This is a genomic window from Oligoflexus sp. (assembly GCF_035638955.1).
GTDB lineage: Bacteria > Bdellovibrionota_B > Oligoflexia > Oligoflexales > Oligoflexaceae > Oligoflexus.
On the sequence record NZ_DASQYZ010000293.1, the window covers coordinates 1 to 4,468 of the forward strand.

Genomic DNA, 4,468 nt, shown 5'->3' on the forward strand with positions numbered 1-4,468 from the left:
GTCAGGTGAGGATTTTTGTTTCGATGTTGAATGTTCCATGCAAGGCCCCCCTTTGTTCCATGCGCTGTCCTGCTTTGGGTGCGCAACATTTCCGAGCGACGATAAACAAATTCCTGTCTTACCCGGTGCCGCTGCTATCGATCCACAATTTTGTTGAGATATTTCGCCTGCCCGAGCTCGATGTCAGTTAAATGTTCATCATTGAAAGCCTTGCGGCCAGAGGCGTTGGCTCCTGATTTATCTGCGTTGATATTTTCCGGCACTCCATGCTGACGAACGGCCTTTTTCAAAAACCTCATGGCCGCTTTCTGATCCCTCTTTGCCGACAAAAGAAAGTCGATCGTATCGCCATCCTCCTCCAGAGGCGCCTCCCGTGGCTGCCTTCGCAAGGGGACCTGCAGGCTTTCGCTCCATCACAGGCCCCTTGCGTTCCGGCACCGGACATCCTGGCGACATCACGCGCTTTTGCGGATCCCCCTTCTCAGGCGCGGCTATTTCATCGGTGGCTTTTTTCGTTGAGGCCTTTCGATCGCTGACTGCAGCCTCGGCCGCCTCGTGATCGGCCCGACGTTTGGCCTTGAGCTTCGCCGTCTCCGCAGCCTCCTGCTCAGCCACACGCTGGGCTTCCGAGCATGCTTTCAGATGCACCTGCCAACGCTCACAGTCCCCCAGATAAAGGCTGCGATGGGGCTCGTCAATGTCCAGAGCGCCAGCCTTCATCCGCTGCCACACCACATCGAAAAAGCAGCGATTGAATCGATTGATGTGATCCTTCCGATAGCGATAGACCTTCGTTCCTATTACAAAAACATAAATATTCTCTGCGCCCGCCAGCTCTTCGGACGGGAGGGTAGCCGCAGCACCCGCAAACGAAACCGCCCAGTCCGGATGAAGACGAAGGGGATCCTTCAGACGGGAAAACAGCTGAAACACCCAACCCCATAAAGCTCCTTGAACGTCAACCACTCCAGCAGCGAAAAGCGGATGAACGGATAATACCCGAGGGCCTTCGACTCTTCCGTGAAATCAGGATCCACTTTTTTATCGCTCATATTTCCCTCGCCACATAGTCAACCTTGCAAATCGGCCCCACCTGAAACACCTGCATCTCATCATCGCCGGCACGCTCAGACTTGACCTCAACCAAATACTCCCGAGGCGAAAGAAAAAAATGCGGTTGGCGTTCGGAAAAAGTCTCGACCGCTTCCGATGCGCTCCGCCCGTGAACCCTTTTCCATTCAATGCCGCCCCGCTCCCGGCATAGAAATACCGGCGGGCACTGATACCGGGGGGATATTTTCCAGTGGCTGCAGACTCTGCAAACGGTTTCCGTGATCATGAGGAGGCTCCTGAAAACCGCCGCCCTTATGAGCATAAGGGCGGCAATACTGTCAAATATATTGGGCTTGATATCAGACTTACACCAGTTCTCGATATCAACGAAATTGCCAGGAATTTCCAGGAAAATAGCATTTTACGGATTTATAAATGACTCTCATATGAAATATTTTTAGAGAATGTTCTCACGTGATCTTCAGAGAAGCCTTCCACGAAAAAGCCGCCTTTGCAAAATGCAGAGGCGGCCTGTTCATTGGCTTAAACTGTCCGATCAAAACAACACCAGTATCCGATTTTTTACTGACGCTTTTCCATCAGAAAAAGCCGCAAGCAATATCACAAGCGGCCGTACCCAAATCCACAATTCAGTGAATTAACGGGCCGAGTATCACTTATGCTCATAGAGCAATCAACGATAAAGGCCGCTCATACCAGAAGATATGGGCGGCTGACTCATAAAAGACTTCTGTTCAATCGAATAATGCCATCACTCCGAAAGCCCTGCCACCAAAAAATTGCCGGCATCGAAACGCCGGCAGAAAAACGATTACTTTGGATTTTCATTGCTTTCAATGCGGAAAGGCATTGACCAGTATAGCATGTCGGCTGACGTCAATTGCCATAAAAAGGCGGCAGGAAAAATCGATCACAATCACCGGCCGTAAAACCCGCTCCGTGCAAGAAATCCTAGCCGGAGCTTAAAAAGTGTAATCATCCTCAATTTTGTTTAAATTGAGAAGCAACGACTCGTAAATAAAACGCCAGTGATCTTTGTTCAACTCAAATCGCATCATCCCGTCGGCACGGTCCACCCGGTCCTCGGCCAGCGGGTCCGAAATATTCAGAAGGTGATCACACGGTTCACTTTTCATGCATCACACCAGAGACGAAAGGATCGATTCTTCCGCGAGCATTTTTCATCAACCTTCCACCCCAAACCGGGCCCAATTTTTTCCGCCAGCGCAAGGCAGGAGGAGAGATCAAGCCTTTTCATGTTCACCAAAAACGAGAGCTGATGACGCCGGCATCCGTTCCCGTTTTGAATCTCAATTGCGATGCGTACGTGGCCAGCCTGATAATAGTCGACAGCGGAAACACGGGAGAGATACTTCAGATTCATCGATGCCGGAGGGGTGAGATTTTTAAACTGATCCTGATCACACGGATCACCACTCATGGCTTACCTCAACTTTCGCCAATCTTTTAAATGCATCGCTCACAGAAACCCGGTTGACAGGCCCGCTGACATGCGTGATGGGTGGACGTCGAGCCAGTTCACTGTCAAATCCGAAAAAGTGCGCATCATGCACCCTCATTTTGATGGCTTATTTGTCTGGCGTCTCGTTGTCCAATCTTTTGGCAGGAGTGCCTTCCAGGATGGAGACAACTCCGAAACGACGAAGATCATAAAGAGTTACAACACTCTGGGCACACTTGCGCACCTCATCCTCACGCCAGGCGACATCAATTTCACGAAGGCTACAGATTCTCCCGGCTTCCTCGGCCGTATAAAGTCCAGCTTCATCCACATTGAAGGTATAACCTTTGTCATCTGCCTTCCACCAGAGTAAGTAGTTCCCACTCGATTCCCTGCATTGAATTAAAAAACGGGGCTCAGGTGCCAATGACTCGCGGGCTCCAGGTCCTTCAACACCATGGAGTGGAAGACGAGGGTTGTCTTTCAGATACATAAGCGCTTCCTCGGCTGTCGAAAACTCAAGACAATTTATCCCCCCCAACTGAGACTGCTCAATGGATAATTTCCAAGTCATATTCCTGTCCTCTCGGCTGCAAAATCGCTCCCACAATCCTGTCCCAATTCCGGCCGCGTTCCGGAATCCACTGTCACATCAAACAATCGAATTATATCGTCCCAGCTGACACTGCTCTGCCCGTTCGCTCCATCAAAATGCATGGCGCAACGGTCACGATTCATTCCAATGACACGTCCCCATTTACCAGCAACGCACAGGCGAATCCCGCGGAAGACCGGAAACAGATCGTAGCCGGACAGCATCGCGTGATGGATTTTCAGAAGTTCCGCAGCCATCAGCTCCTCACGCCTGATGTCTTCAATCGTCCACGATTTTCGCAGCTCTGTATTGGAAGCATCCACTCGATCCGAAACCGGCGAACCCCGTGCTTCCACAGATTTAAGAACCAGCGCGCGTCGATTCTGCGCCTTCGCATGCGTTTGATTGATGGCGGCATCAACTTTGGATGCCGCCGCCCCCTCCTGCTGCTCGCGCTCGGCCTGCTCGCGAGCACGGTGCTCTGCTTCCTCGCGTCGTCGGCGCTGTCTCTCAGCACGATTGGGCATTCTTACCCGCACAAGGTCATAATCAAGAACCAGCTCAGGCTCTGCCGCTGATGACCTTGGTTCCACCTTCTCACTCATAGCGTAGCTATACTCGCGGACTATACGGTCAGGCATTTTTCATCGTCCTCCCGGGTTTCATGCCGTGCAATTTTGGCCTTTGCAGCTCAGTCTCCACCGAATCATCCCTTGACGGGATATGAAAGGGATCCTCCACGGGATCCGGTTCCTCGACCGGCATCTTTTCCTCTCTTTCCTGCATGATCTGCTCAAAATTGCACTGCATATGAATCTCCTCCTTTACCTACATGAATTCCAACAAGGCCTTTCAGGCTGTTGATGCGAGGACTGACATCGTGCACGTCCCGCATTTTATATCCTGGCCGAACTCCGAAACGATGGGTGAACTGTCAGTTGCATGTTTTCCTTGAATACCATGGCGCACATGCCATACACCCTATTCATCGATAAAAGGAAAGTATCAAAACACCAGCTTTTTCGCAAGAAAACTGCAATTGATTTCACTCTGCCAAACGGCTTTTCTTCTCCAGAAAAGGAGCAGGACCCTGGAAGGGGGAATTTTCGGTTGTGTTGCGTTTGCAGAAGCTGAGCGAGGGGAAGCAAGGATTGGCGAACGATCATGCAGCGACGGAATAGAAGATCTCTGCAGAAGTATTGCCCTCTGCTCTGACCTGCCGTTTTCGAATTATTCTCATCGACTCAAAGCCACCAATTGTAATCGTTGCCGTTCGAAACCTGCCAAAGCCCAAGGTGGCTCTGCATAGCTGCTTGATGGGCCTATGGTCCTGCTCG

At 51.1% G+C, this 4,468-nt stretch carries 9 protein-coding genes; all 9 read right to left on the reverse strand.

Annotation, left to right across the window (positions count from 1 at the left end):
• Positions 1–134 precede the first annotated feature (134 nt).
• A complete protein-coding gene (locus VE954_RS44445; RefSeq protein ID WP_414699034.1) occupies positions 135–299 on the reverse strand; it encodes a hypothetical protein in 165 nt (54 codons plus the stop codon).
• Positions 238–933, reverse strand: a complete 696-nt coding sequence (locus VE954_RS27040) for a hypothetical protein (protein ID WP_324958752.1) — start codon at positions 931–933, stop codon at positions 238–240. The genes VE954_RS44445 and VE954_RS27040 overlap by 62 nt, the downstream gene beginning before the upstream one ends.
• A complete protein-coding gene (locus VE954_RS27045) occupies positions 909–1,052 on the reverse strand; it encodes a hypothetical protein (RefSeq protein ID WP_324958754.1) in 144 nt (47 codons plus the stop codon). Before VE954_RS27045 ends, VE954_RS27040 begins: the two co-directional genes overlap by 25 nt.
• Entirely contained in the window at positions 1,049–1,339 is a 291-nt protein-coding gene (locus tag VE954_RS27050) for a hypothetical protein (RefSeq protein ID WP_324958756.1), read from the reverse strand. The genes VE954_RS27045 and VE954_RS27050 overlap by 4 nt, the downstream gene beginning before the upstream one ends.
• A 697-nt stretch (positions 1,340–2,036) precedes the next feature.
• Positions 2,037–2,210, reverse strand: a complete 174-nt coding sequence (locus tag VE954_RS27055) for a hypothetical protein (protein ID WP_324958758.1) — start codon at positions 2,208–2,210, stop codon at positions 2,037–2,039.
• A complete protein-coding gene (locus VE954_RS27060) occupies positions 2,207–2,515 on the reverse strand; it encodes a hypothetical protein (RefSeq protein WP_324958760.1) in 309 nt (102 codons plus the stop codon). The genes VE954_RS27055 and VE954_RS27060 overlap by 4 nt, the downstream gene beginning before the upstream one ends.
• Positions 2,516–2,663: 148 nt before the next feature.
• Positions 2,664–3,110, reverse strand: a complete 447-nt coding sequence (locus VE954_RS27065) for a hypothetical protein (protein WP_324958762.1) — start codon at positions 3,108–3,110, stop codon at positions 2,664–2,666.
• Positions 3,107–3,772, reverse strand: coding sequence for a hypothetical protein (locus VE954_RS27070; protein ID WP_324958764.1), 666 nt, complete (start codon positions 3,770–3,772; stop codon positions 3,107–3,109). Before VE954_RS27070 ends, VE954_RS27065 begins: the two co-directional genes overlap by 4 nt.
• Entirely contained in the window at positions 3,765–3,941 is a 177-nt protein-coding gene (locus tag VE954_RS27075) for a hypothetical protein (protein WP_324958766.1), read from the reverse strand. The genes VE954_RS27070 and VE954_RS27075 overlap by 8 nt, the downstream gene beginning before the upstream one ends.
• Positions 3,942–4,468: the final 527 nt, after the last annotated feature.